Here is a 25,395-nt window from a genome sequence, read left to right on the forward strand (position 1 = left end):
ACACAGACCGGGGCAGTTCCCTGCGCAGCATCAGATCCCTGCACAGCATCAGCGCAAAGCGGCCTTCGGGCCGTTTTTCTTTTGTCAGCCACCTGTCCAGCGAGCGACGAGTCCCTGCCGCGACTTCCACCTTGGCTCTCTGACATAGCACAGAGACCACACACAACCTGGCGTCCCTCTTCTGCCGGCCCCCAATCCGGCCTGGCCCCATGACACCAGCCAAAGCCTGGCAATGGCAACCCGATGGACCCGGTCGACCTGAATGAAACAAGGCGCCTGAAGGCGCCTTGGGGAGTGTGCAGATCCCTGCGGGAGCGTGGCCACCGTCAAGGCGCTGCGAAGGGGGATTCCGTCCCGGTGGCCGCGCTGGTTGCCAGCGTGGGGAGAGGCTCGTCCGCTTCACACAGACTGGCTCTTCTCGTGGCCGCCTTCTGGGGGGGATACCAGCTTGCCAACCCCTGCTGGATGCGCGCGGCAGCCGCTTCCGGCTTCATGGTGCCGAGCACCACGGATTGCGACACCTCCGCAAGCTCTGTGGTAAGCAATGGCTCACCCCGGGTGAGGAACTGCGCCCCCAGACGCAAGGTGGAATCGCAGGTATCCCGCCAGCCCATCATGGTGCTCGCCACCGGATCCTTGAGCTCGAAGAAGTGATTGGAGAGGGAGAAAAAGCCGGGCACCGAATTGGAGAAACGCTCGGCAAAGTCGGCGCTAGCCATCCACTCCACCAGTTTCAGGGCGGCCTCCTTGTTCGGGCTGGCGGCATTGATGCCGATCCCCATGTCGGTGTGATCGGTGAAATAGCAGGTGTCCCCCTCCCGCGCGACGGGGGGCGGGAAGGCACCAAAATTGACCTTGCCGGTGAACTGGGCCAGCGACCAGGAGCCCGCCACTATCATGGCGGCCTTGCCCGCGGCAAAGGCATCCACCGCCTGTGCTTCGGTGGCATCGGCCGGATGGTCCCCTATGTAGGGCCGCCAGCTCGCCAGCTCACGAAACGCCGCCACATAAGGGGCATCGGTCACTCGCGCCTGACCGTTGATCAGCGCCAGGCGGCCATCTTCCCCATGCCAGTAATTGGGACCGATATTCTGATAACCAAGCTCGGAGACCACCCAGCTGTCGTGAGCCGCCAGTGCCAGCGGCAGATAGCGGCCATCCTGCTTCACCTTCTCCAGCACGGCGAAGAAGTCGGCACGGGTTCGCGGCGGTGTCAGCCCAAGGGCGTTGAAGATATCGACATTGAAGTAGAAACCCTGGATCACGGAGGCAATGGGCAGGCAGAAGGTCTGGGCCCCGGAGTCGGTCTGCCAGGCGGCCTTGGCAAAGCTCGGGAAGTTCTCCATCCCGGGCAGGTCCGTCAGATCCAGCAGATGCCCCTGCTGGAACAGCCGCAGGGACTGATCATAAGGACGGCAAGTGATGAGATCCCCTGCCTTCCCCGCCGCCAGCCGCTCGGCAAGCTCCCGATCATAATCCGCCGAGCGCTGCGAATGCAGCTTAAGGGTGATCTCGGGATGGATCGCCTGAAAACGGGGCAGAAACTGCTCCTTCCAGAGCGCCTCGTCATCCACGCGCCAGGTTTCCAGCACCAGCTCCTGGGATACCGCCGCCGTACTCAGCCCCCAGACCAGCAGGGCACTCACAGATTTCCACATCGCCTCTCTCCTACACCTTGAAACGGGCCACCAGACTCTGCTGCTGGCTGGCCAGCCCCGACAACACCTCACCACTGCTCGCCGATACCCGGGACGCCTGCTCGGTCTCGTGAGCCACGTCTGCGATGGCCGCCACGTGCTGGGCCACTCCCTGACTCACCGAAATCTGCTCCGCTGCGGCATAAGCCATGTGATCCGCAATATCCTTGATGGCCTCCATGCGCGAGGCGATCCCCGCCAGGGCACTCTCGACATCCCGGGTCTGCTGCACACTCTGCTGGGTCTGCTCATGGCTCTGGGCCATCACGCTCGCCACATCGCGGGCGCATCCCTGCAGGTTGTCGATCATCACCTGGATCTCCTGGGTCGCCCCTTGTGAACGGGTAGCCAGCGCCCGCACCTCCTCGGCCACCACCGCAAAGCCCCGCCCGGCCTCCCCGGCACGGGCCGCTTCGATGGCCGCATTGAGGGCCAGCAGGTTGGTCTGTTCAGCCATGCCACGGATCACCTCGAGAATGTTGCCAATGTTGCTGCTGTAGCCTTCGAGCTTGCGGGTGATCGCCATGGCCCCGGCGATGTCGGTCGCCAGTTGCTCGATGCCATCCCGATTGGCCTGCATCAGATGACGTCCGCGCCGGCTCTCGTCATTGGCCTCCCCCACCTCCCGACGAACATGATCGCTCGAGCGCGCCACTTCGGTCGCACTGGTCTCCAGCTCGAAGATGGCGGCCGCCACCTGATCGGTCTGGGCCTTCTGCGCCTGCACCTGCGACATCACCTGCTCGCCGATCTCCGCGGTCTTGCGCGTCTCGCTCACCAGGTACTCAGAGCCGGTCTGGACCTCCATCAGAAGCGTCTTGGTGTGGTGGGCCAGCTGGTCGATGGAGTTCGCGACCTCACCAAGCTCGTTCCTGGCGGGGTAGCGAACCCGCAGCGTCATGTCCCCTTGTGCCATCAGACCGAGAACCCGATTGATCCGCCCCAGCGGCACCTGGATGCTGCGGGCCGTACTCCAGGCAACTATGAGGGCGATGAGCACGGAACACAGGGCCACCATCACGATCCAGGTGCGGGCGCTGTCAACCGCGACGTCGGCACTCAGCCTGTCCTCCTGCATGCTCTGGTTGCTGATGGCGATAAGCCTGTCCAGGACCTCCCCCAGTTGCTGGCTCTGCGCCTCCTGCTGTTCACGCAAGCCATGGAGTTGCTGGCTGATTTGCTGACGGCGCATCAGGGTGGCAATCAGCCCCTTGTCGCCAAATACCAGCTGGGGAATGCGCGCCACATGGCGGGTGAACCTGGCCTTGACGTCATCGGGGACAACAATCCGCTCCAGACGCTGGTTCGCAATGTCGATGTCTTTGGCCAGCACCCCCTGTAGCGCCACCAGATCCGTGTTGCCGTCGGCACGCAGGATCAGCTTGAGATCCCGTGCAATACCGCTGGTGATGAGCTCCGCCTTGTTCTGCAAAGAGCGCCGCCCCGCCGTGTAACGCACCAGCAGGTCCGCCGCCGAACGGTAGTTGTCGTCCAGGTGCAGCAGCTCGTTTCGCATCCGTGCGAGCACCCGCTCCAGCTCGACCGACTCTTCGTGCAGGCTCATCAACTGCTCAGAGATGGTAAACAGCCGGGGGGCCTGGTCGGTGACCCGGGCGAGTTGCCGCTCACTCTCGGTATCGAGTGTCAGGGCCGCGAATGCCTTGATGTGCTGCTCATAGCGGACCTTGTCATGGGCAACACGCTGACGGGACTCGGGGAACGCCGACGTCTCCCGGATGGCGAGATGCGCCAGGCTGTCCCTGTCAGCCATCAGCAACGCGGCGCGCAGCCGGCTGGCGGTCAGGGCCTGAGGCGTCGCCTCTTCGGTCACCTGCTGGAAACGACCGTGAATGGAGGTCGTTTTCAGGTAACTGATGGCCCCGAGCAATAGCAACAGGACCAGCAGCAGCGTAAAGCCCAATCTGATCCGCTGTACGATCGACATCCTTCTCTCCCACCTCTCCCTCCGCATCGGTGCGGAGCCGGTTATCAAGGCACCAGGAGCCCGACAGGCATCCTGGTGCATCTGGCTGACGGCTTATCGACTCAACCTGCCCTGGCAATCGAGCCTGACCACTTCCCCTGAGGCCCCCAGCAGAGAAGCCGGTACCCAGCGTACGGTCGCCATGTCGATACGCGCCTGTCCACTGGTGCCCAGGATGAAGGGGGTATTGACCTTCGCGAAGTCCATGCCCTCTTCGAGGCAGCGCAGGGGCAGACTCAGGGTCACCCACTTCTGCGGGGGCAACTGGCGCAAGGCCGGAGCAATCTCGATGGACTTGCCGCAGGGCCAGCCACACTGCAGCCCCAGCGTCATGTCCCCCGCTGGCGCCTGCTGCACCCGCAGCGTCACCTGCAGCTCGCTCTCGCCCTTCAGGTAGGTGCGACGATCCGCCCCCTTGACCTGGGTGGTCTGCAACTGGATCGTGGCCCCGGAGTCGACACCCGGCTTGTCCGCCCCGAGGAAGGTGACCGCTCGCGCATCCTGCTGGCGCAGGTAGTCGATGGGCTGAACCTTGATGAAGGTCATCTCGGTCACGCTGTTGCCGGAGACTTCAGTCCCCGTCCAGTTGCTGGCATCCCCCATGCGCAGACGGTGTTCTTCACCCGCCTTTGGCCCGAACAGCTCGAGCACCTTGTCAGCAGCGCTCAGTTTGGCGGGGTCGCTCTCGTTGCAGCCGAAGGTGCGTTTATCCAGGGTCAGGGTATTGAGGTTGCTGACCCGGGCCGCCACAGGGGAAGGCTTGCCGTAGCTGAGCCCGTAGCCATAGGGGAAGAGCGGTGCGTACTCACCCGCTGGATCCTGCTCGAAGGCTGGACGCTGCCAGCCCGGGATATGGGTGGGCGTGCGATTGATGGTGGTGGCGCACTTGCTGAAGGGCCACGAGAAGGAGAGGCGTCCCTGGAAGTCATGGGCCACCTTGCCCTTGGCATCCCTGAACAGCAGATCGGTGATCCCCTCCCCCTCGGTGCCCGGCAGCCAGGCGGCGACAAAGGCGGAAGAGAGATTGAGCTCCTCATTGACGTAGAGCGGACGTCCGGAGAAAAGCACGGTCACCACGGGGATGCCGGCCGCCTTCAGCCGCTTGAGGGTCAACAGGTCCTCGTGATAGCTGCTCTTGAGATCCCCATAGGCAAGGGTCTTGTTGTCAGGAATGTCGCCGAACCACTCGGCATAGGGATCCTCCCCCATGACCAGGATGGCGACATCGGGCTTGGCTCCCGCAAACTCACCGGATCCCGTGCTCACCTGCACATGATCCGCACCGACGGTGGCGGTCACCGCATCCAGCACGCTCTGGGCACCGGGGAAATCACCGCGCCCGTTCTCGCTGCCTTGCCAGGTCAGGCTCCAGCCCCCCACCTGCTTGCCCAGATCGTTGGCGGCGCTCCCAGCCACCAGCACCCGGCTCTGCCGGCTCAGGGGCAGGATCCTGCCCTCGTTCTTGAGCAGCACCAGCGACTTGCGTACCGCCTCCCGGGCCAGCGCCTTGTGCGTCACGGCACCAAGTTCACCCTGCTTGCCCGCCAGCTCACGGGCCGACGGCATGGGTTTCTCCCACAGCCCGGCCCGCATCTTGACCCGCAGGATACGCGTCACGGCATCGTCGATCCGGCTTATCGGGATCTGCCGGCTCGCCACGCCATCGAGCAGGCTCTGGCGAAACTCCATCCAGTCCTTGCGCGCCGTGACCATGAAGATGTCGACCCCGGCCAGCACCGCAGGCAGGCAGCTCCCCATGGTGCAACCGGCGATCTCGCTGTGACCGTTCCAATCAGAGACGACAAGGCCATCAAAGCCCATCTTGCCCTTGAGCACGTCGGTCAGCAGATAGCGGCTGCCGTGCAGCTTGCCGTTGTACTCCACCCCGTCTTCTGGCAGCACGTCGCGGTTGAGCTCGTTGTGCCAGCTGTTGAACGAAGCCATGACCACCTGGGCACCGGCATCCAGCCCCGAGAAGTAGCCCACCGCGTGCAGGTTGCGCAGGTCCTCTTCCGAATAGAAGTTCTGACCCCGGTCGACCCCGTTCAGGGTGCCGCCGTCCCCCACGAAGTGTTTCACGTTCGAGATGACATGGCGCTGGCCGCGCAGATCCGTCGCGGAACCTTGCAGGCCACGCACCATCTCGCCGGCATAGTGATAGACGATGGCGGGATCTTCGGAATAGCCCTCATAGGTCCGGCCCCAGCGATCATCCCTGGGCACCGCCACCGTCGGGGCGAAGGTCCAATCCAGCCCGGTGGCGGCCACTTCCCGCGCCGTCACCTGGCCGATACGGTAGATGAGATCCGGATCCCGCGCCGCCCCCAGGCCGATATTGTGCGGGAACAGGGTCGCCGCGAAGACGTTGTTGTGGCCGTGCACCGCATCGGTCGCCCACATGAAGGGGATGCGATACCCCCTGCCCTCAAAGCCCGCTTCCGCCGCCTGCCAATAGGTGTCGGCCTGGTGTGCCCAGTCCTGGGCCGACGCGTGTTTGTTGTTGCCGGGCCAGCCCCCTCCCCCGTTGAGGACGGAGCCAATCTTGTAGCGCGTCACCTCCTCAGGTGTCACTTCACGAAAGTCGGGCTGGATCATCTGGCCAACCTTCTCCTCCAGGGTCATCCGGGAAAGCAGAGCCTGGATCTGGCGCTCCATCCCCTCGTCCCTGGCAATGGCGCTGTGGATCTGCGGCCAGGTGGAAAAATAGGGCATGGTCGACAACTCATCCGCCATCCCGGCACTCCAGATGCCGCACCCCACGAATAGGCAGGTCATAGACCTGGTGAGACCTGTAGTTTTACGCATTTTCCTTATGACTCTCCGGATGTTCTCGTTCATCGCCTGGACTCATCGTTCATGGCGAGTCGTCTTGAAAAACAGTCAAATCTGAAATCGATTGCAAGAATATTAAATGGTAAACAGAAATCTCTTCGTCATTCCAGCAGTATCTTTGTCATGCCATGACAAAGATCCCGCTGAAAGAGAAAATAGTGATGCAACTCACAAACTCGGGGGCGTGCCTCATCAGCAGAATACCCAGGAAGGAACAGAGAGAACGGGTAGACTCATGTCAGAAAAATCAACAAAATAAAATTAAAACAATAATTTAAATGCAATCGATCACATTGATTTGCCGCATGAGCTGTCTGGAACGACACCGATATGGCCAAACGGCTCGGGAGTCAGAGGAATGTTGAAAGGATTCAATGGAATTCAATTCAAGTGCATGAATATATCAATAAACGAAAATTTGCCGTCTCCATCACATTTCATAAAAGCAAACTTGATCTGCCAAAAAATTTACTGTTACCTGAATCGTGAAATCGATTTCCACTCAAGGATTGTGTGTGAATCTTGACAGTGAAATGCGGGCCGCAGGATGACTCGGTCATTTTCTGCGTGAGTGCGAAAATCGACGCCATTATTTCCGTCTGTGATCAAAGGGGTAACAATGAAAACATCTCGGCTTAGTGCCCTGACGCTTGCCATGTCTTGCGTCATTGGCTTGCATGGCTGCTCACTGCCCAGCGCAGGAGCATCTGGTTCAGCGACCTCCTCGGCATCTGCCGGGCCTGTGGGTGAATTGCTGACCAATGGGGGCTTCCAGGGAACCGATGGATGGTGGACGGCCGGGGGGACCCTGAACGCCGAGAACCAGATGGGCTGTATCACCTTCACCGAGTCGGGCTCCAATCCCTGGGATGTCATCCTGGGTCAGTCCAATCTCGGCCTGGTGCAGGGGCAAACCTACAAACTCCATTTCACTGCCATGGCCAAGAGCGACATCAACGTCAAGGCCCTGATCCAGCATGATGGCGCCCCCTACACCAACTACATGGTGCAGGACCTCGCCCTCGGCAGCACGCCCAAACCGTTCGATATCCAGTTCACACCTTCTGCCACTGACGAGAAGACCCAGTTCCAACTTCAGATGGGCACCCAGACACCGACCACTGTCTGTATCGGTGAAGCCACACTATCGGGCCCCTCCTTGATCAAGAAATCGGAGCTGGGCAGCGTGCGCGTCAACCAGGTCGGCTATCTGAGCAAGGCTCTGAAACGGGCGACCATCGCCACCGACAGCAAGGACGCGCTCCCCTGGACCCTGCGCAATGCCCAGGGTGAGACCATCGCGGAAGGCAAGACCACGCCCTTTGGCCTGAATGCCGCATCCGGCGAGAACGTGCAGATTGCCGACTTCAGTCAGGTCACCACCCCGGGCACCGGCCTGGTACTGGAGGTCGCCGGCCAGAAGAGTCATCCGTTCAGCATCGGCGATGACATCTATCACACCATGAAATTCGATGCCCTCTCCTTCTTCTATCAGCAGCGTAGCGGCATCGACATCGAAGCCAAATATGTCCAGCGCCCCGACCTTGCTCGCCCGGCAGGACACAAGCCCGAGAACGTAACCTGCTTCAACAAGCAGGACGCCAAGGGCAACCAGTGGCCTGGCTGTGACTTCACGCTGGATGTGACCGGCGGCTGGTACGACGCTGGCGATCAGGGCAAGTACGTGGTCAACGGGGGGATCTCGGTATGGACCTTGATGAACCTTTATGAACGGGAGCAGCTGGCGAAAGAGGGTGACAAGAGCGCCTTTGCCGACGGCAAGGTCAAGATCCCGGAACAGCACAACGGCTACAACGATCTGCTGGACGAGTCCCGCTGGATGATGGAGTTCTTCCTCGCCATGCAGGTGCCCGAAGGCAAGAAGGCCTGGGTGCCGGTAGGCGATCAGTCCAAGCAGCTCGACAGCCTGAAACTGACCGAGATCGATGCCTCCGGCATGGTCTTCCACAAGGTCGCCGACGAAGCCTGGACCGGGATGCCGCTCCCGCCCCACAAGGATCCACAACCCCGTTTCCTGAGCCACCCCAGCACGGCTGCGACTCTGAACCTGGCGGCCACCGCCGCCCAGTCTGCTCGCGTATGGAAAGAGCTGGATCCGGCCTTCGCACAGCGCAGCCTGCAGGCAGCGGAACGAGCCTGGAAGGCGGCCAACCGCCATCCGGACGTCTATGCCTATGACAACTTTGTGGGATCCGGTCCCTATGATGACACCAACCTGAAGGACGAATTCTACTGGGCTGCCGCCGAGCTGTTTGCCACCACCGGCAAAGCCGAGTACAAGCAGGCCGTCCAGCAGTCCCCTCTCTATCTGGCCGCCCCCAAGGGGGATCGCAGCGCAAGTGGTGATCTCTACTGGCAGGATCTCAGCAGCGCAGGGACCATCACGCTGGCCATGGTGCCCAACAAACTGGGCAAACAGGAAGTGGAGAAGGCACGCGCCGCTATCATCGCCGCAGCTGACGGCTACCAGAAGAGCGTGGCGACGGAGGGTTACCTTATCCCCTATCAGGCGACCGAATACCCCTGGGGCTCCAACTCCAACCTGATGAACCGCAGCATCTTCCTCGGGTTGGCCCATGACTTCACGGGAGAGCGCAAATACCTGCAGGCCATGTCCGATGCCATGGACTATGTGCTCGGCCGCAACCCCCTCGATCAGTCCTATGTGTCGGGCTACGGCAGCCGTCCGCTGAAGAATCCGCACCACAGGTTCTGGGCTCACCCCATCGACCCCGCGTCTCCCCTGGTTCCGCCAGGTGTACTCTCGGGCGGACCGAACTCCATCAACTTCAGCGATCCCGTTGCCTCCACCCTCAAGGGCAAGTGTACCGGCCAGACCTGCTGGAAAGATGAGATTGGTGCCTGGACGCTGAACGAGGTCACCGTCAACTGGAATGCCCCCTTCTTCTGGACGGTCAGCGTACTGGATGAAGGTGGATTGACCCGCTGATCACCCTTCCAATGCTCCGTCCCCGTGACGGAGCATTGTTTTACTCTCCTGCCGACCTTGCCCAGGACAGCTCCCGCACCGGTCGCCGCCCTCCACTTTACGTTTTCCGTTTCCCTTTTCCGTCATCATTCAGAGGCTGACGGCAGCAGAACCCTCTCTTATCGATCATTTCATTGCATCTGACCGCACCTTCGCAACCCTGCCTTTACATGTCCGTCTCTTGGCCACCTTATTTGCGCATCCACTTGATCCCTCATTTGCCATCAGATCTGCTGACGCCATCTGGGCATCACCCGCTCCCCGCCTCTTCTACAGTGCCCCGCGCGAAGAAGGCGGGAAAGCAGGATACCCGGCTCCTGAATCGGGTTTCGTGACCCTCAGCGAGAACCACAAGGCAACCCCAGGCTGAGCCCGCCATCTGAGCAAGACACTGTACAGAGCCCCTTAGCCGCCACCATGACCCCCTGCCACCAGGGGGTGAGGGAGCACGGCGATGGGCTCGGTTATCCGGGGTTGCTGGCATGGGCGCCGGATCGGCACCATGCCGAAAGCGCCCCCTGCATCATGCAGGGGGGAGGGGTAGCATGAAAACCACGACAGACTTGAAATCGATATTTCAAAATACCAAGTCGAACAAACATGGCGTAAACCACATCATAAAAACAATTGCAATTAATTGATAAATAACGATATTTTATTTTATCGACCTTATATCGAATATCCATCAAGTGATCGCGATCACAATTACAAAACCCTATTCGTGAAATCGATTTCCCACTTTGTTGCATCGATCTATAGTGAGCCCAGCTTAATAACTGAGGAATGATCATGAAAAAAATCATGTTGTGCTGCTCTGCCGGGATGTCCACCAGCCTGCTGGTGAAAAAAATGCTGGTAGAAGCCGAAAAACGGGGCCTGGCTGCCGAGATCAAGGCTTTTGGCGCATCGGAGTTCGATGACCAGATGCCCCATTACCAGGTGGTCTTGCTGGGACCGCAGATCAAGTACATGCAACCGGAGTTGCAAGCCAAGGCGGCGGCTCACGGCATCAAGGTACAACCTATCGACATGATGGATTACGGCATGCAGCGCGGCGACAAGGTGCTGGACTACGCCCTCTCCCTGATTGGTTAAGCGTGCTCACAAGGAAGGACACACACTATGAGTTCACTCTATGGGATGCTGGTCAAGTTGATCGAACAACGGATCGGCCCATTGGCAGGAAAACTGGGCCAGCAACGCTATGTTCTGGCCATCCGTGACGGTTTTATTGCCGCACTGCCGTTCATGATCGTCGGCAGCTTCATGCTGGTCTTCATTTTCCCACCCATCTCCAGCGAAACCACCTGGGGCTTTGCCAGAGCCTGGCTCGATTTTTCCAACACCTATCGTGCCGAACTCATGTTGCCCTTCAACATGAGCATGGGGCTGATGACGGTCTTCATCTCGGTGGGCGTCGCATCCAGCCTGGCCAAGCAGTACTCCCTGGACCCCATCACCACGGGCCTGCTGTCGCTGATGTCGTTCATGCTGGTGGCGGCGCAATATAAAGACGGCACCATCTCCACCCAGTATTTCTCCGGTCAGGGCATCTTTACCGCTCTCATTTGTGCCATCTATTCGACCGAGGTCTACGCCTGGCTCAAGCGCAACAACATCACCATCCGTCTGCCCGAGCAGGTGCCGATGGGAGTGGCGCGCTCCTTCGAGGTGCTGATCCCGGTCCTGGCGATTATCCTGACCCTGCACCCCTTCAACATGCTGCTGCAGGAAACCACTGGCATGATCCTGCCCGAGGCGATCATGTCCATGCTCAAACCGCTGGTGGCGGCTTCCGACAGCCTGCCTGCCGTCTTGCTGGCGGTGCTGTTGTGCCAGATCCTCTGGTTTGCCGGCATCCACGGCACCATGATCGTCACCGGCATCATGAACCCCTTCTGGATGGCAAACCTGGCGAGCAACCAGGCCGCATTGGCCGCCGGGCAAGCCATTCCCCACACCTTCCTGCCCGGTTTCTGGGATCACTTCCTCTTTATCGGCGGCGTGGGCTCCACCTTGCCACTGGCATTCCTGCTGATGCGCAGCCGCGCCGTGCACCTGCGCACCATAGGGCGAATGGGCGTGGTCCCCGGGTTCTTCAACATCAACGAGCCGATCCTGTTTGGTGCTCCCATCATCATGAACCCGGTCTTCTTCCTGCCCTTCATTCTGGTGCCGGTGATCAACGCCATCCTGGCCTGGTTCGCGGTGGATCTGGGTCTGGTTGAGAAGGTCGTGATGCTGACCGCATGGACCACACCGGCCCCCATCGGCGCCTCCTGGGCGACCAACTGGGCCTTCAGTCCGGTCATCATGTGCTTCATCTGCATGGGGATCTCCGCCCTGATGTATTACCCCTTCGTGCGGGCTTACGAACGCACCCTGCTCAAGCAGGAAGCCGAGACGGCTGAAGCGGAAGAAGCCGCCAGATCAGAAAAAGCAGACACAATCACACCGATTCAGAGTCAGGCGTAAGCGCCAGGCGTGCGGGCGCCACGCCGCCTGCACGCCGGTCATCAAGAGGAAACTGCAATGCAATATACATTCCCCGAAGGCTTCTGGTGGGGTAGCGCCTCGTCGGCCGCACAATCGGAAGGAGCTGCCAATGTGGGCGGCAAGGCACCGACCATCTGGGATCACTGGTTCGAGACGGAGCCACACCGTTTCCACGGTCAGGTTGGCCCGGCCAACACCTCCACCTTCTACGATCGTTATCGTGAAGACATCGCATTGATGGAACAGATTGGCCACAACAGCTTCCGCACATCCATCTCCTGGGCCCGGTTGCTGCCGGATGGCCACACCGTCAATCAGGAGGCCGTCGACTTCTACAACAAGGTTATCGATGAGCTACTGGCCAAGGGGATCAAACCCTTCATCGGCCTGTTCCACTTCGACATGCCGATGTACTGGCAGGAGCAGGGGGGCTGGGAGAGCCGCGAAACCGTGGCGGCTTATGCCGAGTACGCAGCGCTCTGCTTCAAACTGTTCGGTGATCGCGTTGCCTGCTGGATGACCTTCAATGAACCCGTTGTGGTAGTGGAAGGAGGGTATCTGTATGACTTCCATTACCCGAACCAGATGGACTTCAAACGGGCAGCCCAGGTGGCCTATCACATGATGCTGGCCCACAGTCTGGCGGTGAAGCGTTATCGCACACTCTCCCTGCCCGGCCAGATCGGCATCGTCCTGAACCTGACCCCCTCCTATCCGCGCTCTTCAAACCCGGCAGACTTGAAGGCCTCGTTCATTGCCGACCTGTTCTTCAACCGCGCCTTCCTCGATCCTGCGGTGAAGGGGGTTTATCCCCAGGAGCTGATCGATATCCTGCGCGAGCACGATCAGATGCCCGTGGTGCAAAGCGGCGACTGCGAACTGCTGGCCGCCGGCAAGATCGATCTGCTCGGCATCAACTACTACCAGCCGCGGCGAGTGAAGGCACGCATGACGGCCATCAATCCGGACTCCCCTTTCCTGCCTGACTGGTTCTTCGAGAATTACGAGATGCCAGGCCGCAAAATGAACCCTTATCGCGGCTGGGAAATATATGAGCGCGGTATTTATGACATATTGATCAACCTGCGCGACAACTATGGAAATATCCCAAGCTATATCTCCGAAAATGGTATGGGTGTCGAAGGGGAGCACAGATTTATTGGTGAAGATGGTCAGGTAAAAGACGATTATCGTATCGACTTCATTCGCGGCCACCTCCAGTGGATTCATACCGCCATTGCCGAAGGAAGTAATTGCCGTGGTTATCACCTGTGGACCTTTATTGACAACTGGTCCTGGATGAATGCCTACAAGAACCGTTATGGATTCATCAGCCTTGATTTGGAAAGCCAGCAGCGCACCGTCAAGAAAAGTGGTGAATGGTTCGCCAACGTCTCTCGTAATAATGGATTTTAAGGAGTCATAAATGATGGATCTTGAAGAAGCAGTCATGGGCATCATCGTCAATGCCGGCCAATCTCGCAGTCTCTGTTTCGAAGCCCTGCGTCAGGCTCGTGCTGGCCAGTTCAGCGAAGCGGATGCCTTGCTGCTCCAGGCCACCGACGCGGGGAAGGCTGCCCATGCCGTACAAACCAAACTGATTGAAGCCGATGAGGGCGAAGGCAAGACCAAGATGACACTGGTCATGGTACATGCCCAGGATCACCTGATGACCTCCATTCTGTGCCGCGAACTGGCCACCGAACTGGTCGAGATCTATCGCCGCCAAGCCAGCTGATTTTAACTCATCGGATCGGGAGTCCGTGCTTTTGCCACCGTTATATACGGTGGCTTTTTTTATTCTGGTTATACCAGCCAGCCGTCATGTCTTTCATACCTTTTTCAGGCAATTTCAAAAATATGAAACTGTCATGACGCGATACCAGTATAAGTTTCAACATCTGTTTATGGCTATTCTGATGCTGCTTGTAGTCATCAACAAAACACTCATTAATAAACACACAGGAATGTGGATAATATGCGTAAACTTGGACTGATGTCAGTATTGCTGATGGCGGGAGGATTATATTCCACTCAGGCATCGGCATGGTGGTGGAGCAATCAGGATTGGCAGGTCTCTGATGGTTGGCGCAATGGCGGGTCAGAATTTGACTGCACCTGGCGCGCCGCCAACGTCTGGATGGAGTCCGGCACAGCCATCCTCCATGCGAAATCCGACAAAGGAAACAAGAGCTGTGCTGAACTGCGAACCTACAACTACACCCGCAAGGGTCGTTATGAGGTGCAGATGCAGGCAGGATCGGTGCCCGGCACCATCAGCTCCTTCTTTACCTATACCGGAGATGCAGGCACCAGCTCTCACTATGAAGTCGACATCGAGCTGATGGGGGGCACCAACCTGCTCCATACCAACGTCTGGATCCAGGGGCGTCAGTATCCCCAGGACATCGACCTGGGCAAGTACGGTATCTCCATCTGGAACATGGAGCGCTACGCCTTCAACATCGACGAGGCGGGAGTCACCTGGCAGGTCTTCAGCCGCACCCAGAACAAATGGGTGAGCGTGCGCCGCGAGAGCCGCCCCGTCACCAGCTGGATGCAGACGTTTGTGAATAACTGGATCAGCGCCAACCCGAGCTTCCCGCCCAGCTCCTACAACGGCCAGCCCGTCTACGCCAAATACAAGTACGCCAATGTGACGCCCTGGGAGTGATCGCGATGGTCAACTAAATCCGGGCACACGGCGGCATACCCAAAACCGAAGACACAAAAAAGCCCAACTGAATAAATCAGTTGGGCTATATGGATGGCGGAGGAGGTGGGATTTGAACCCACGGATGGTCGCCCATCGCCGGTTTTCAAGACCGGTGCATTCAGCCGCTCTGCCACCCCTCCGCAGCAGTGCGACGCATATTACCCATGCCCCCAGCCCTTGTAAATCCCCACTCCGTTTGTTTGCCCATTTATTGGGCTATCTGGCGCACAAAACCGGCAAAACCGCTGCAAACCGTGCTTTTTCAAGCGTATGGCTTGACTTGAAAACAGACTCACCCACTATAGGGGCCACTACCACATCCCCAGCAAGATGGACTTATGAGAATCAAACATGCCCTGTTCGTCGCCCTGACCGGCGCGACCCTGCTTGCGGCGCCCGTGCAGGCGAGCGAGCTGACCAAGAGCGATGTCGAGCAGATCGTGCGCGACTATCTGGTCAAGAATCCGGAGATCCTGGTCGAGATGTCCAACGCCCTGCGTGCCAAGCAGGAGAGCCAGCAGGCCGAGAACGACAAGACGCTGATAGAAGCCCATGCCAAGCAGCTCTTCGCCAACCAGGATCCCGAGAGCGGCAATCCCAAGGGCAGCCTGACGGTGGTGGAGTTCTTCGACTACAACTGCGGCTACTGCAAGCGCGCTCATCCCCTCATTCAGCAACTGCTCTCTGAGGACAAGGAGATCCGCTACATCTACAAGCAGTTCCCCATCCTGAGCGAAACCTCCTACTACGCCGCCCGCGCGGCGCTGGCGGTGAAGCTCGGCCAGCCCGACAAATACCAGGCCTTCCACGACAAGCTGTACGCCCATCAGGGGCCCCTCTCCGACGAAGCCCAGGTGAAAGACATCGCCAGGGCCGCCGGCGTGGACTGGAGCAAGGTAGAGGCGAAGATCAAGGACGGCAGCATCGATCAGAATCTGGGTACCAACCGGGCGCTGGCAGAAGCCATGGCCATTTCCGGCACCCCGGCTTTCATCATCGGCGATCAGATCCTGCGCGGCGCACCACGGGATCTGGCCAGCCTCAAGGCCATCATCAAGGATGTCCGCGCCGGCAAGAGCATTCAGTAACCCGCGCGTTGTTCATGAAAAAACGCCCCGGCATGCCGGGGCGTTTTGCTATTCAGGCTGCAAACCATCAGGCCTGATGGGCCGTCGCGAGAAGCTGTCAGCAAGGCGAAGAGCAGCGCAGGGACCCGAGTTTATATGAATAAATGAGGTTCCTGAGCAGCCCATGACCCTTGATCACGGCTTCGCAGCAGGGCCATAACCGTTCGGATTCTGGCTTTGCCAGCGCCAGGTATCCACCATCATCTGCTCCAGACCCCGCTCGGCCTGCCAGCCCAGCTCGTCACGGGCCAGAGCAGGTTCAGCCCAGCACTCGGCAATGTCGCCGGGGCGACGGGGCTTGATCTGGTAGGGAATGGCACGGCCACTGGCTGCCTCGAACGCCTTGACCATCTCCAGCACGGAATAGCCCTGACCGGTGCCGAGGTTATAGGTGAAGACGCCGGTATCACTCTTGATGCGGGCCAACGCTTTGAGGTGACCGATGGCGAGATCCACCACGTGGATATAGTCGCGCACCCCGGTGCCGTCCGGCGTCGGGTAGTCGTTGCCAAAGACCCCCAGCTCCTTGAGCTTGCCCACGCCGACCTGACTGATGTAAGGCAGCAGGTTGTTGGGGATGCCGTTGGGATCTTCACCGATGAGGCCGCTCTCGTGAGCCCCCACCGGGTTGAAGTAGCGCAGCAGCACGATGGCCCAGCGAGGATCGGATTTGGAGAGGTCACGCAGGATCTCTTCGACCATCAGCTTGGAGCGGCCATAGGGATTGGTGGCGCTGGTGGGGAAATCTTCCCGCAGCGGTACCGAGGCCGGATCCCCATAGACGGTGGCCGAGGAGCTGAACACCAGCCGGAACACGCCGGCCCTGGCCATCTCTTCGCACAGCACCAGGGTGCCGGTCACGTTGTTCTGATAGTAGGTAAGCGGGATCTGGCCGGATTCCCCCACCGCCTTGAGGCCGGCGAAGTGGATCACGGATGCTATCCTGTGCTCGGCAAACAGCCGCTGCAGGCAGGCTCTGTCCAGAATGTCCCCTTCCACGAAGGTGACCGGCTTGCCGGTGATCCGCTCGACCCGTTTGAGCGATTCGGGGGAGGCGTTGGAGAGGTTGTCCAGTACTACGACCTGCTGCCCGGTACCAAGCAGCTCGACCAGGGTGTGGGAACCGATGTAACCGGCTCCCCCCGTCACCAGAATTGTCATTTTTTATCCCGTACTTTGCTGAAACTGGGGTTGAGTCTACCCGCACGACCCGCCCGGGAAAAGCTCGGGATACCAATGACGCCCGTCAATACTCCAGGCTCACATCCCCTCTGGCGGTGCAGGAACAGGCCAGCGCCACCCCGTTCTCGAGATCTTGCGCGCTCAGGGTCATCACGCTCTGGCGCTCGATTTCGCCTTCCGTGGTGCAGCGACAGGCGCCGCACACCCCGGCGCGGCAAGCGGCCATCATGGTCTCCCCCGCCCCCTCCAGTGCCGCCAGCAGGGTCTGGCCAGGCAGTATCTTCACTTTCTTGCCGCTCTTTTTCAGTGTCAGCCAGAAGTGGTCGCTATCGGCCGCAACTGGCGCCGCGCCCGATGTAACAGCAGGCAGACCGAATGACTCCTGGTGCAACTGTGCTGCCGGCAGTCCCAGCTCCGCCAGCATGGTGCAGACGGCGGTCATGTAGGGGGCTGGGCCACACAGATAGACATGGCGGCTCAAGAGATCCGGCGCCAGTTCCTTGAGCATCCCCGGTGTGAGCCGGCCAACCCAGGGATGAGCCGTTAGCGCCTCTTCCCCTACTTTCTCCAGCACTAAAGCATGGCGCACACCGGCATGATCCTCGGCCAGTGAAGCCAGTTCCCTCGCGAAGATCACATCCCCGGGGGTTCTGGCGCTGTGAATAAAGCGGATATCGGCGTCCGGCCGCTTGGCGAGCTCGTCCCGCAGCATGGCCCACATGGGGGTGATACCGGAGCCGGCGCTGAGCAGCAGCGGCCGCTCGCAGGGCAAAGCAGTCAGGTGGAAGTCGCCGAAGGGGCCGTCTACCCGGATCTCGTCCCCCACTTGCAGGCTCTGGTGCAGATGGTGAGAGACCAGCCCCACATCCTTGATGGTGACCTGCCAGAAAGGATCCTGCGGGCTGGAGGAGAGGGTGTAGGCACGGCAGTGGGGCTTACCGTCAATCATCGTGTGCAGGGTGACGCACTGGCCGGCCAGCACGGGGGGCAGGTCGCCAGCCAGGGGTTCAAATTGCCAGCTCGCCACGTCGTGGGTCTCTACCCGGCGGGCTATACAGCGCAGGCTCAAAGAGGTGGAGGTCATCGCAAGGCTCCTCTTGCTCGGAAATAGCGTTGAAAAAAGGCGAGCCATCAGGCTCGCCAAAGGCTTACAACATGCTGAGCGTGTAAGGCTGTGTCTTTGCTCAGGCCGCCAGGATCTCGGCGAGATCCGCGTCTGCCGTGGTGGTGCCTTTCAGGCCGAACTGCTCCTCCAGCACCTTGAGCAGGGCCGGGGTGAGGAAGGCCGGTGCGGTCGGGCCGGTGCGGATGTCCTTCACACCGAGCGCCAGCAGGGTGAGCAAAATGACGATGGCTTTTTGCTCGAACCAGGAGAGCACCAGGGTCAGGGGCAGATCGTTGACGCCGCACTCGAACGCGTCGGCGAGCGCCAGGGCCAGCTGGATGGCAGAGTAGGCATCGTTGCACTGACCCACGTCCAGCAGGCGCGGAATGCCGCCGATGTTGCCGAAATCGAGCTTGTTGAACTTGTACTTGCCGCAGCCCAGGGTCAGTAGCAGGCTGTCCTGCGGGATCGCCTTGGCAAACTCGGTGTAGTAGGCGCGCTCGGCACGGTCGCCGTCACATCCCCCCACCAGGAAGAAGTGGCTGATTTCGCCAGCCTTGACCTTGTCGATCACTGCGGGAGCGGCCTGCATCAGGGCGTTGCGGGCAAAACCGATGGTAATGAAGTGCTCCAGCTCAACGTGCTTGAAGCCTTCCAGCGCTTGCGCCTTGGCGACCACGGCGGAGAAATCGTCCCCTTCCAGGTGGGTCACGCCCGGCCAGCCGACGATGGAGCGGGTGAAGATGCGATCGCTGTAGTTGCCCACGTTCGGGTCGATGATGCAGTTGGAGGTCATCACCACGGCGCCCGGGAAATTGGCAAACTCCTTCTGCTGGTTCTGCCAGGCGGAGCCGTAGTTGCCCACCAGGTGCGGGTACTGCTTGAAGAAGGGGTAGGCCAGGGCCGGCAGCATCTCGCCGTGGGTGTAGACGTTGATGCCAGTGCCCCTGGTCTGCTCCAGGATGAGCTTGAGATCCACCATGTCGTGGCCGGAGACCAGGATGCACTTACCCGGTACCGGAGTGACGCGTACCTGGGTCGGCTCGGGGTGGCCAAAGGCGGTGGTTTCACCGAGATCCAGCATCTCCATGATCTTGAAGTTCAGCAGGCCGATCTCCATGGCGCACTTGAACAGGGGATCCAGAGCGCAGGGATCCGTGCCGAGCCAGCTCATGATGCGATGGAATTCGGCGGCGACCCCGGCATCCTGCTGATCCAGCACCCGGGCGTGTTCCATGTAGGCGGCGGCACCCTTGAGGCCATAGAGGCAGAGCAGGCGCAGCCCCATGATGTCTTCGTTGACCTCGTTTTTGCCCCGGTTGACCGCGGTCTGCGGCGCCTGGGCAAGCTGGGCCAGCAGATCGGCACCCGGCTCGAAGCGGGCGGCAGCGGGCAGTGCATCGGCCTGTACCGCCAGCGGTGCCAGCTTGGCGGCCAGTTGCTGGCGATAGGCCAGCGCCTGGTTGACGTAGGCGACGATGCGAGCGGAGTCGAAGTTGACGTTGGTGAGGGTGGCAAAGAACGCCTTGGGCACGAAAGCGTCTATTTCGCTGTCGACGATGCCGTGCTCGCGGGCCGCCAGGGCCCAGGCGCTGAGCCCTTGCAGGGTATAGATCAGCACATCCTGCAGATCAGAAGTTTCAGCCGTCTTGCCGCACATGCCTTGTGCATAGGCGCAGCCGTTGCCTGCCGGGGTACGAATTGTCTGTTCACATTGCACACAAAACATCATGCCTCTCCTAATTGGACATTTCAGTTGTCTGTTTTGTGGCGATTCTATTCCCCTCTTGGAAAACTTAATAGGCATTCAATTTACCAATTAACATTTCATTGATGCAGATCAAATAGAAAAAAGCCGCCCAAATCGGGCGGCAAGCGGGTGGGAAATCAAGGAGAGACAACTCGGGTTTGCAACAACAGGGGCAATGATACGGGCCGGAGCATGGGCAGCCGGCCCCAGGTTCATCAGGCCAGATAGGCGCGCAGCATCCAGACCAGTTTCTCCTGCTGCTGCACATAGTCGGAGAGGATGGACGCAGTCCCTTCATCACCGGCATCGGCGGCCTGACCCAGGATGCGGCGCTGGGCAACCAGCAGTTCGCGGAAGCTCGCTAGCAGGGATTCCACGCAGGCACGACCGTCATGCAGCCCCTTCTGCTCGGGGATGGCAGACACCTGGATGTAGTCGCTGAAACTGTGCAGGGGCACCCCATCCAGGGTCAGAATGCGTTCGGCCAGGGCATCGACTTTCAGCAGCAGGTCGTTGTAGATCTCTTCGAATTTCAGGTGCAGCTCGAAGAACTGGTTGCCGCGGATGTTCCAGTGGAAGCCACGGACGTTCATGTAGAGGATCTGGTAGCTGGCCAGCAGCTTGTTGAGCTCGGCGGCCAGAGCTTGTGATTGAACGGTATCAAGACCAATGGGGCTCTTCATGATTCACCTCCAGGTGGTAAGCATTATCGGGAACGGAGTCAGCTTATCCAGAAGCAGACTCAAAGGACAATTGTCTGTGCCTTGCCGATCCATAGCCAATGGCTATCGTCGGCAAAAAATGCACCGGCTTTCATTGCTCAAGCCGCTCGATATAGAGGATCACCTCGCCGAGGTGAATGCCGAACTTGCTGATCTTCGCGCGGTTGATCAGGCGATCGTCGTCCAGCAGATACATCCAGTCATCAAAGCTCACCCTCACCACGCTCTCATCCGGCAGTGCCAGATCGAGTTGATAACGCCAATTGAGGGCAAAGCCCTCTGTCTTGCCTACCGCCTCCCCCACCACGTCTGAAGCCGTGCCGCGCCAGTGGCCATCCGCCCCCTTGCTCAAAAACCAGGTGCGGGTCTGCCGACGGCCATCATCGAAGTAAAACTGCTCGAACAGCTCCCCCTTGCCCTCTCGCCAGTGCCCCTGCATCTCGACCCGAAAGCGACTGGTCACTTCGCCGCTGCGGTCCGTCACCAGGCCGTGGGCCACCAGCTTGCCATTGAAGAAACGGGCGAGATCCCAGCCCGGCCGGGAGCCGCGATAATCGTCAAGACCCGCGCCGCAACCAGAGAGCCACAGCAGGGGCAGCAACCAGGCAAGACGCCACCAGGAAGAGAACTTCATGGAATACTCCATCAGGATTGGCCGCGCAGACGGCGGGTCAGAGCGGGATCCCGGCTGTCGTCAGTCAGCCAGATAGCAAGAAACGCGGGGGCGAAGGCGGGATCATCAAGAGAGCCCAGGAGGCGATCTCGCAACCAGAAGTGGCCCGTGCCTTGCTCGTCCACATAAAAAACCAGCTTGTCGCCGGGGGCGACATCCGGCCAGAACGTGGCCAGTCGAGCCAGCCAGCGTTGGCGCTCACTCTCGCTGCCAAGGCCGAGCCGCTGCCACTCGGCGGCGGTCGCCTCCAGCAGATCCTGGCGCTCGATGGCCCTCGCGTAGGTAATGCTGAGGGCCTGCGGGTAGCGCCCCGGCTGATAGCGACCGCTCTCGCTGTAGAGGGTGGCGTCATAGAGCTTGAACCAGAGCCAGCGCATCTCCCCCTGTCCCACGGTACGCAGCCCCTGCCAGGGGGCGGCAACGCTCTGGGCGGTCGCAAACAGTGGCAGGCTCAAGGCCGCCAGCAGCAGGCTAGTTCCACCCCATGTGCCAACGGGCGGGATCCTCCAGTTCATGCCAGTCCATCTCCTGTTCCTGCAGGGTGTTGATATCCTGCATCACCACGCTCGCCAGATGCCCCTGGGCATCGCGCTGGCAGGCCACCACCAGGTAGAAACGCTCGGCCAGCTCGCACTGGCCATCCCTGGTCCACTTGGAAAACAACAAGGTGTCGGTCGAAAAGGTGTTCATCTCGTCTCACCCTCCAGCTTGACCGTTACCCACAGGAGTACGGGTAACCACCACATCCAGATCACCGCCAGCAGCACTGCGCTTGTCCAGATGCCCCAGGGTAAGTTTACTGCCCCCATGGCGGCCCCCGCCATATAGGAGGAGGCGCCCCCTACCATGCCGAACAGCCCCTGTTGCCAGCGCGGCAAGAGGCGAAGCCAGGGAAGGCCGTGGGAGAGGGTCAGGGCGAAACCGCACCAGAGCAGCAACAGCCAGAGCGGAAAACCGGACGGAAAGTGAAACAGGCCGAGGCGCCAGAGCAGGATGTCGAGCAGGCAGCCTGCCAGGGCGACCGGGATGAGGCGCCAGTCCTGCCCGCGGCGTGGGGAGAAGATGAAATGGAGCAGCAGCATCCCGAGCAGCGGGCCCGGTTGCTGCCATGTCACCGCCAGCAACCAGTAGAGGTTGAATCCCAGCAGGTGGGCCCACTGCCACATGATCAGCGACCGTGTGCCGGCAAGTCCCCGGACCAGCCATGGGGCCCCGGCTTGGCGGCCTCCAGTTGCACCAGGCTGATGGCCCGCTCCCAGAATCCCCCTTCACAGTAGGCGAAATAGAAGTGCCAGAGCCGGATGAAATCCTGGCTGTAACCGAGCTTGGGCAGCTCCGGGGCCAGCGCCAGGAAGCGTTCGCACCAGTGGGCCAGGGTACGGGCATAGTGGTGGCCGTGATCGTGCAGCCGTACCAGCTGCATGTCGGTCTCCCGCGCCAGCAGACCCGCCATCTGGGAGACGCAGGGCAGGCAGCCTCCCGGGAAGATGTAGCGCTGGATGAAGTCCACCCCGCGCAGATACTGGGCGTGGCGCTGATCGGCGATGGTGATGGCCTGGATCAGCAGGCGTCCGCCGGGCTTGAGCAGGCGCGACAACTGGCGGAAATAGTCGGGTAGGAAGGCGTGCCCCACCGCCTCGATCATCTCGATGGAGACCAGCTTGTCATAGCGTCCCTCCAGCTTGCGGTAATCCTCCAGCAGCAAGGTGATGCGATCTCCCAGCCCCTCCCGCTCGATCCACGCCTTGGCATAGTCGTGCTGGGCCCGGGAGATGGTAGTGGTGGTGACCCGGCAGCCGTAGTGACGGGCCGCATAGACGGCGAGACCGCCCCAGCCGGTGCCTATCTCCAGCAGATGGTCGTCCGGCCCAAGCTCAAGCCGCTCGCAGATGGTGCGCAGCTTGGCCTGCTGCCCCTCCTCCAGGGTGGCATCCGGGTGGGGATAGATGGCGCTCGAATACTGCATGTGATCGTCGAGAAAGCCCTGATAGAGGGTGTTGCCAAGGTCATAGTGGGCGGCGATGTTCGCGCGCGAACCGGTCAGGGTATTGCGATTGAACCAGTGGCGCACCTTGTTGAACGGGAAGCTGAGCCAGCCGAGGCGCCGTTCCAGGGCGTCGAGCAACGGCAGATTGCGGGCCAGCAGGCGCACCAGTGCCACCGGCTCCGGGCTGGTCCAGAGACCCTCCACCCAGGTCTCTCCTGCGGCGATGCTACCCCCCAGCAGCAGGCGGCGATAAAACGCCGGATCCTGCACCACCAGCTCGGCATGCAGGTCGCTGCCCGCCTTGCCGAAACGGTGGCACTCGCTGCCGTCGTGGAGTACCAGCTGGCCCTGCTCAAGGCGCGCCAGCAATTTGAGCAGCAGTTGCTTGGCCCCCTTGTCGATGAAAGAGGCAGAGAGGGTTGATTGAGCAAGTTCCATTAGCGGCTCTCCGAATGGGTCAAGAGTGAGGTCGTTCGGTTGGGATGAACCCGCACCATGGGCTGCTGACAACACCAGGAAGCGGAATTTAACGGGTGTGTCAGCGTCACGGGCGGCTCTCCGGATGGGTGAAGACGGGGGTGCGTTTGATAAAAAGGCGCAGGGCCTGCCAGTAGATCCCGAGCAGCACCTTCAGGGTCATCCAGGGCCAGCGAGCCAGCAGCGCCGCCAGCCCCTTGCGCGACAGCGGCGCGCGGCGCAGGGCCAGGGTGGCGTCAAACAGCTTGCTCTCACCGGATACGGGGTGGCTCTCGATATGGATCAGCGCCTCCTCTTTCGGCGCCCGGATGCGCCAGTGGTAGCGCATCCCCAGTCCCATGAAGGGGGAGACATGAAAATCCTTGTCATGGGGGGAGAGCGCCGCCAGATCCAGCAGGTAGTAGTGGCGCTCGTTCCAGGGGGTATTGGAGACCTCCGCCAGCAGGTAGCGGGTCTCCCCCGCCCGATCGCAGAAGTAGAAATTGACCGGGCTGAAATAAAACCCGAGGCAGCGCACGTTGCCAAGGAGCAGCACCCGCCCGCCGGGCTCCGCATCCCCCCCAAGGGCCGCCACCTTGTCCCAGACCGCCTGCTTGAGGGGCCCTTCGCTGCCCCGCAGATAGTCCTCGCGGCGAAACGAGAGCAGTCCGGCCCGCTCCACGGCAAACCAGCGCCCCTGCTCAAGCCCGGGCAGTTCGTCCAGATCCAGCCCCAGCATGAAGAGGCTGTATGAAAAAGCATGGGCCCTGGGGGCGAAGCGGCGATGGCGCACCGAGCCTTGCCAGATGGCGCTGATCCCCTCCCCCATTCCCTCGTCCCCTTGCGTCAAGGCCGCGGCGCCGCTCATAGCTCGGCCCCGAAGCGTCTGGCCACGTCCAGGGCGCTGCGCACCCCGTCCTCGTGAAAACCGTTGTACCAGTAAGCCCCGCAGAAGTGGGTGCGCTGATGGCCACAGATCTCGCCCCGTCGCTGCTGGGCGGCGATGGAGCCCTGATTGAATACCGGATGATGATAGACGAAACGGCGCAACACCTTGCTCTCGTCCACCCGTCCACGGGGATTGAGGCTGACGCAGAAGGGCGCGGGGGAGCTCACCCCCTGCAGGATGTTCATGTTGTAGCTCACCAGGGGGCGCGCCCCGTCATCCTCACCGAGCTGGTAGTTCCAGCTCGCCCACGCCTTGCGGCGCATCGGCAGGCAGGAGGCGTCGGTGTGCAGCCAGACGTCGTTGGCCTGATAGGGCATGTTCCCGAGGATGGCCCTCTCTCCCTCGCTCGCATCCGCCAGCAGGGCCAGGGCCTGATCGCTGTGACAGGCGAAGATCACCTCGTCAAAATGGGCCTCCTGCCCCTGGCTGGTAACCACGACGCCATCCGCCACCCGGCGCACCGCCTCCACCGGGGTAGCGAGGCGGATGCGCGACTGCCAGCCCGCCGTGAGCGGCTCTATGTACTCTCGCGAGCCACCCGGGATCACATACCACTGGGGCCGGTTCGCCACCTCCAGCAGCCCGTGGTTGGCGAAAAACCGCAGAAAGAAGCTCAAGGGGAAGGCACGCATGTCCGCCAGGGTGGAGGACCAGATGGCCGCCCCCATGGGCAGGATGTAGTGGCGGGCGAAATAGTCGCTGAATTTCC

The 25,395-nt window shown here is 60.8% G+C and carries 21 protein-coding genes and 1 tRNA gene; 7 read left to right on the forward strand and 15 right to left on the reverse strand.

All coding sequences use genetic code 11. The features are described from left to right. Positions 1-326: 326 nt before the first annotated feature. From BN1120_RS19895 to BN1120_RS19905, 3 genes are all read right to left on the reverse strand, one after another. Positions 327-1,658 (reverse strand): ABC transporter substrate-binding protein, encoded by a 1,332-nt coding sequence (locus BN1120_RS19895; RefSeq protein WP_042017700.1) that lies wholly within the window; start codon positions 1,656-1,658, stop codon positions 327-329. 10 nt (positions 1,659-1,668) lie between these two features. Further along, positions 1,669-3,642, reverse strand: coding sequence for a methyl-accepting chemotaxis protein (locus BN1120_RS19900; protein ID WP_162183367.1), 1,974 nt, complete (start codon positions 3,640-3,642; stop codon positions 1,669-1,671). Between the two features lie 93 nt (positions 3,643-3,735). After that, a complete protein-coding gene (locus tag BN1120_RS19905) occupies positions 3,736-6,414 on the reverse strand; it encodes a glycoside hydrolase family 3 protein (protein WP_052455440.1) in 2,679 nt (892 codons plus the stop codon). A gap of 754 nt (positions 6,415-7,168) precedes the next feature. Between BN1120_RS19905 and BN1120_RS19910 the strand changes: the two genes are divergently transcribed. The 6 genes from BN1120_RS19910 to BN1120_RS20470 all read left to right on the forward strand — a co-directional run bounded on the left by BN1120_RS19910 (position 7,169) and on the right by BN1120_RS20470 (position 14,693). Next, positions 7,169-9,484 carry a glycoside hydrolase family 9 protein gene (locus tag BN1120_RS19910; protein ID WP_330217870.1) on the forward strand — a complete coding sequence of 772 codons (2,316 nt, stop codon included), beginning with the start codon at positions 7,169-7,171 and terminating at the stop codon, positions 9,482-9,484. Between the two features lie 828 nt (positions 9,485-10,312). Further along, positions 10,313-10,618 carry a PTS sugar transporter subunit IIB gene (locus tag BN1120_RS19915; RefSeq protein ID WP_010673339.1) on the forward strand — a complete coding sequence of 102 codons (306 nt, stop codon included), beginning with the start codon at positions 10,313-10,315 and terminating at the stop codon, positions 10,616-10,618. 27 nt (positions 10,619-10,645) lie between these two features. Beyond that, the gene (locus BN1120_RS19920) at positions 10,646-11,998 is read left to right on the forward strand and encodes a PTS cellobiose transporter subunit IIC (protein WP_010673338.1); all 1,353 of its coding nucleotides are present in this window, start codon (positions 10,646-10,648) and stop codon (positions 11,996-11,998) included. Positions 11,999-12,055: 57 nt separating this feature from the next. Then, complete coding sequence (locus tag BN1120_RS19925; RefSeq protein WP_010673337.1) at positions 12,056-13,435, forward strand: glycoside hydrolase family 1 protein; 1,380 nt, start codon at positions 12,056-12,058, stop codon at positions 13,433-13,435. Positions 13,436-13,445: 10 nt separating this feature from the next. Further along, a complete protein-coding gene (locus tag BN1120_RS19930) occupies positions 13,446-13,757 on the forward strand; it encodes a PTS lactose/cellobiose transporter subunit IIA (RefSeq protein WP_010673336.1) in 312 nt (103 codons plus the stop codon). A gap of 240 nt (positions 13,758-13,997) precedes the next feature. Beyond that, a complete protein-coding gene (locus BN1120_RS20470) occupies positions 13,998-14,693 on the forward strand; it encodes a family 16 glycosylhydrolase (protein WP_080560416.1) in 696 nt (231 codons plus the stop codon). A 94-nt stretch (positions 14,694-14,787) separates the two neighbouring features. Here BN1120_RS20470 and BN1120_RS19940 read toward each other — a convergent pair. Next, a tRNA-Ser gene (locus BN1120_RS19940) sits at positions 14,788-14,875 on the reverse strand. 198 nt (positions 14,876-15,073) lie between these two features. Here BN1120_RS19940 and BN1120_RS19945 point away from each other — a divergent pair. Continuing rightward, the gene (locus BN1120_RS19945; protein WP_042017703.1) at positions 15,074-15,823 is read left to right on the forward strand and encodes a DsbA family protein; all 750 of its coding nucleotides are present in this window, start codon (positions 15,074-15,076) and stop codon (positions 15,821-15,823) included. A 174-nt stretch (positions 15,824-15,997) separates the two neighbouring features. Here the strand turns inward: BN1120_RS19945 and galE are convergent, their stop codons facing one another. The 11 genes from galE to BN1120_RS20000 all read right to left on the reverse strand — a co-directional run. Beyond that, a complete protein-coding gene (gene galE, locus BN1120_RS19950; RefSeq protein WP_042017704.1) occupies positions 15,998-17,023 on the reverse strand; it encodes a UDP-glucose 4-epimerase GalE in 1,026 nt (341 codons plus the stop codon). Positions 17,024-17,108: 85 nt separating this feature from the next. Beyond that, entirely contained in the window at positions 17,109-18,128 is a 1,020-nt protein-coding gene (locus BN1120_RS19955) for an FAD-binding oxidoreductase (protein WP_042017705.1), read from the reverse strand. 100 nt (positions 18,129-18,228) lie between these two features. Further along, positions 18,229-19,878: a hydroxylamine reductase gene (gene hcp, locus BN1120_RS19960; protein ID WP_042017707.1), complete on the reverse strand. Its 1,650-nt coding sequence runs from the start codon at positions 19,876-19,878 to the stop codon at positions 18,229-18,231. 236 nt (positions 19,879-20,114) lie between these two features. Then, positions 20,115-20,582, reverse strand: a complete 468-nt coding sequence (locus BN1120_RS19965; RefSeq protein ID WP_010673329.1) for a Dps family protein — start codon at positions 20,580-20,582, stop codon at positions 20,115-20,117. 130 nt (positions 20,583-20,712) lie between these two features. Beyond that, a complete protein-coding gene (locus BN1120_RS19970) occupies positions 20,713-21,255 on the reverse strand; it encodes a DUF3833 domain-containing protein (RefSeq protein WP_080768134.1) in 543 nt (180 codons plus the stop codon). 11 nt (positions 21,256-21,266) lie between these two features. Further along, positions 21,267-21,809 (reverse strand): chalcone isomerase family protein, encoded by a 543-nt coding sequence (locus BN1120_RS19975; protein WP_042017708.1) that lies wholly within the window; start codon positions 21,807-21,809, stop codon positions 21,267-21,269. Beyond that, entirely contained in the window at positions 21,766-21,984 is a 219-nt protein-coding gene (locus BN1120_RS19980) for a TIGR02450 family Trp-rich protein (RefSeq protein ID WP_010673326.1), read from the reverse strand. Before BN1120_RS19980 ends, BN1120_RS19975 begins: the two co-directional genes overlap by 44 nt. Beyond that, complete coding sequence (locus BN1120_RS19985) at positions 21,981-22,460, reverse strand: DUF2878 domain-containing protein (RefSeq protein ID WP_039041351.1); 480 nt, start codon at positions 22,458-22,460, stop codon at positions 21,981-21,983. The genes BN1120_RS19980 and BN1120_RS19985 overlap by 4 nt, the downstream gene beginning before the upstream one ends. A 2-nt stretch (positions 22,461-22,462) precedes the next feature. Beyond that, positions 22,463-23,719 carry an SAM-dependent methyltransferase gene (locus BN1120_RS19990; RefSeq protein ID WP_039041352.1) on the reverse strand — a complete coding sequence of 419 codons (1,257 nt, stop codon included), beginning with the start codon at positions 23,717-23,719 and terminating at the stop codon, positions 22,463-22,465. 106 nt (positions 23,720-23,825) lie between these two features. Further along, complete coding sequence (locus tag BN1120_RS19995) at positions 23,826-24,605, reverse strand: DUF1365 domain-containing protein (RefSeq protein WP_042017709.1); 780 nt, start codon at positions 24,603-24,605, stop codon at positions 23,826-23,828. Then, a partial coding sequence (locus BN1120_RS20000; RefSeq protein WP_042017710.1) for an NAD(P)/FAD-dependent oxidoreductase occupies positions 24,602-25,395 on the reverse strand: 794 nt, incomplete at its 5' end. The genes BN1120_RS19995 and BN1120_RS20000, both read right to left, overlap by 4 nt.

The organism is Aeromonas caviae, from assembly GCF_000819785.1.
Taxonomy (GTDB): Bacteria; Pseudomonadota; Gammaproteobacteria; order Enterobacterales; family Aeromonadaceae; genus Aeromonas; species Aeromonas caviae.

Excerpts from the sequence above, each read along its gene's own strand:
- BN1120_RS19895 (WP_042017700.1), bottom strand. The coding sequence starts at position 1,658 with ATGTGGAAATCTGTGAGTGCCCTGCTGGTCTGGGGGCTGAGTACGGCG.
- BN1120_RS19900 (WP_162183367.1), bottom strand. The coding sequence starts at position 3,642 with ATGTCGATCGTACAGCGGATCAGATTGGGCTTTACGCTGCTGCTGGTC.
- BN1120_RS19905 (WP_052455440.1), bottom strand. The coding sequence starts at position 6,414 with ATGGCGGATGAGTTGTCGACCATGCCCTATTTTTCCACCTGGCCGCAG.
- BN1120_RS19910 (WP_330217870.1), top strand. The coding sequence starts at position 7,169 with ATGTCTTGCGTCATTGGCTTGCATGGCTGCTCACTGCCCAGCGCAGGA.
- BN1120_RS19915 (WP_010673339.1), top strand. The coding sequence starts at position 10,313 with ATGAAAAAAATCATGTTGTGCTGCTCTGCCGGGATGTCCACCAGCCTG.
- BN1120_RS19920 (WP_010673338.1), top strand. The coding sequence starts at position 10,646 with ATGAGTTCACTCTATGGGATGCTGGTCAAGTTGATCGAACAACGGATC.
- BN1120_RS19925 (WP_010673337.1), top strand. The coding sequence starts at position 12,056 with ATGCAATATACATTCCCCGAAGGCTTCTGGTGGGGTAGCGCCTCGTCG.
- BN1120_RS19930 (WP_010673336.1), top strand. The coding sequence starts at position 13,446 with ATGATGGATCTTGAAGAAGCAGTCATGGGCATCATCGTCAATGCCGGC.
- BN1120_RS20470 (WP_080560416.1), top strand. The coding sequence starts at position 13,998 with ATGCGTAAACTTGGACTGATGTCAGTATTGCTGATGGCGGGAGGATTA.
- BN1120_RS19945 (WP_042017703.1), top strand. The coding sequence starts at position 15,074 with ATGAGAATCAAACATGCCCTGTTCGTCGCCCTGACCGGCGCGACCCTG.
- galE (WP_042017704.1), bottom strand. The coding sequence starts at position 17,023 with ATGACAATTCTGGTGACGGGGGGAGCCGGTTACATCGGTTCCCACACC.
- BN1120_RS19955 (WP_042017705.1), bottom strand. The coding sequence starts at position 18,128 with ATGACCTCCACCTCTTTGAGCCTGCGCTGTATAGCCCGCCGGGTAGAG.
- hcp (WP_042017707.1), bottom strand. The coding sequence starts at position 19,878 with ATGTTTTGTGTGCAATGTGAACAGACAATTCGTACCCCGGCAGGCAAC.
- BN1120_RS19965 (WP_010673329.1), bottom strand. The coding sequence starts at position 20,582 with ATGAAGAGCCCCATTGGTCTTGATACCGTTCAATCACAAGCTCTGGCC.
- BN1120_RS19970 (WP_080768134.1), bottom strand. The coding sequence starts at position 21,255 with ATGAAGTTCTCTTCCTGGTGGCGTCTTGCCTGGTTGCTGCCCCTGCTG.
- BN1120_RS19975 (WP_042017708.1), bottom strand. The coding sequence starts at position 21,809 with ATGAACTGGAGGATCCCGCCCGTTGGCACATGGGGTGGAACTAGCCTG.
- BN1120_RS19980 (WP_010673326.1), bottom strand. The coding sequence starts at position 21,984 with ATGAACACCTTTTCGACCGACACCTTGTTGTTTTCCAAGTGGACCAGG.
- BN1120_RS19985 (WP_039041351.1), bottom strand. The coding sequence starts at position 22,460 with ATGTGGCAGTGGGCCCACCTGCTGGGATTCAACCTCTACTGGTTGCTG.
- BN1120_RS19990 (WP_039041352.1), bottom strand. The coding sequence starts at position 23,719 with ATGGAACTTGCTCAATCAACCCTCTCTGCCTCTTTCATCGACAAGGGG.
- BN1120_RS19995 (WP_042017709.1), bottom strand. The coding sequence starts at position 24,605 with ATGAGCGGCGCCGCGGCCTTGACGCAAGGGGACGAGGGAATGGGGGAG.